2 protein-coding genes are annotated in these 1,934 nt (G+C 49.4%); both read right to left on the bottom strand.

What is annotated here, in order from left to right:
* Positions 1 to 286 precede the first annotated feature (286 nt).
* Complete coding sequence (locus tag HNQ59_RS19290; RefSeq protein WP_184042015.1) at positions 287 to 865, bottom strand: hypothetical protein; 579 nt, start codon at positions 863 to 865, stop codon at positions 287 to 289.
* On the bottom strand, positions 865 to 1,934 hold a 1,070-nt coding region (locus tag HNQ59_RS19285), incomplete at its 5' end, for a hypothetical protein (RefSeq protein WP_221320301.1). The genes HNQ59_RS19290 and HNQ59_RS19285, both read right to left, overlap by 1 nt.

The raw sequence follows: 1,934 nt of genomic DNA, 5'->3' as shown, positions 1-1,934 counted from the left end.
ATATTTAACGCCGGAAGAATTCCGGCAGAAGTACCACCAACAGAGGACCCAGGTTGCTAATTAAAGACTGGGATACCTAACGGGGAAAGGTCAGTGTCGGTTGGTTCGCGCAGCGGGTTCTGCGCCTGGTTCGGGTCGGCGTAGAAATAACGGCTCACCAGCCAACTGCCGGGGTCGCCTTCGTGCCCCCGGTCATAACGGATCTCCCGCCTAGCGTGGATTCGTTAACGACAGTGATGTTTGAAGCGATAAGCCATATTTAGCTTGGTTTATCGCTTCAGGTGGCTTAACTCATCATCAGCTCAACCAGTTCCATCGGAGCAAGTTGCGACTCCTCCAGGACTGAAAAGTCATCTGAGCCATTATGCAGTCCGTGAGATGCAACAAAACTCAGACCATTTTGCATCCGAAAACGCAAGCCTAATTCACTAGGCAACTCCCCTTCCTTAGCACTCATCGTTTTGCGCTTTAAAATAGTTAATTGAGTTAAAGTATTTCCAACCACTTGTTTCCAAAAAGGAGTTGCATAAACTTCATTCTGAGCAAAGATGGGAAATAACTCGTCATCCTGATTCAGCGCAATACTTGATAGAGTGGAGCGCCGAGCACTCTCGTCCCAAATCACGACGCTGTTGATTGTCGGATCGCTGGCCAATCCAAGAATTTGACCATTTTCAAAGACAATACTTAATGGACCGGCAGTCAATCCAAATGCCTGCGCGTCTCCAATGCCACATTCTGCAGCGACAGTGCCGGCTGGCCACCAGCTATAACGTACCAAATCGATTATTCGAACACCGATTAGAGCATTCAAGAAATCAGATGATGTAGAGGGAGGAGCAGGGTTATTTAATAAGTCCTTCATTAGAAAGGTCCATTTCTTCTTGCCGATTGAATTAAAAGATCAATCATTCGCAGATTGTTCTTTGATGGTGAAGTATTCACATTCACAGCAAGCGGGTCGGCTATAACAACTCTGCCACGTTCGCTTATCAAAAACTGAAGGTCATTGATCTGAATTTTATCATTTACCATGGTATTACGAATATCCAGCAGGTCCGTAACGCTCTGAGCATTCAGAAGCGAAGACTCTCCAACAATACGCACCTTGCCATTTTCAAGTTTCACAATATCCTTAGAGCCCTGCGCAAAACGATCAAACACTAATCCTGACTGTCCTGAAACGTTAATAGGCCCCCGTGCATTTACTGTTGGGAGCCCAAGTTCTTCCAACTGATTTAACAACCTAAGTTCGTCTGTAAGCAATTGTGGATTTTTCCCTGCTCTAAGCAAACCGATAGCTTGGCTTTCACCATAGGCAAAAACATCCTTATTACCTCCACTCCCTAGAAGTATGCCAAGATCTGATCGATTAATTGTGTTCGGAAACCCGCCCCCCAATTCTACCCCGCCCGGCACCACCCGCTCCAACCTAACCGGCAGCGGATTCGAATACAAGGTCCCAGGGGTGTACTCGAGAGGCAGGATATTCCAGTCAGGCAGCCCCTTGCCTCGCAGATACGCCGCAGTGTGGCTGATCGGGGCCCTTACCGCGCTGACCGTGTCCTTAACCAACTCAACGCTTGGCCCCACCACTCCCTTCAGCCCGGTGGCTGGCGATAGCCCCAGCGCCCCGTTGGCAAACGATAGTGAACCCACCCACGCATCCGCTGTGTCATTGCTGAAACCATAGCGTGCCCAGCGCTGGCCACTTATGCTGGCTTCATTGATGGCGTTGTAGGCTCCACTGATCGTCATGTCCAGCAGCGTCATCGGTGCAACCGCCGTCGCCAGTCCAAAGTTGATCAGCGCATTTCCGATGCCATCACTGTTATGCACGCCCTCGATGGCTTGACTGTAGGCACTTTCAAACACACCTTTACGAGGGGTATACATGTTTTCTACGACGGGCAGGTTCTCCACCATGTCCCGAT

The sequence above is a fragment of the Chitinivorax tropicus genome (genome assembly GCF_014202905.1).
GTDB classification, from domain to species: domain Bacteria; phylum Pseudomonadota; class Gammaproteobacteria; order Burkholderiales; family SCOH01; genus Chitinivorax; species Chitinivorax tropicus.
The sequence above is the reverse complement of the archived record's forward strand: the minus strand, read 5'-3'. Positions and strand labels throughout refer to the sequence as shown.

Coding starts and splice junctions, on each gene's coding strand:
- HNQ59_RS19290 (WP_184042015.1), bottom strand. CDS start 865: ATGAAGGACTTATTAAATAACCCTGCTCCTCCCTCTACATCATCTGAT.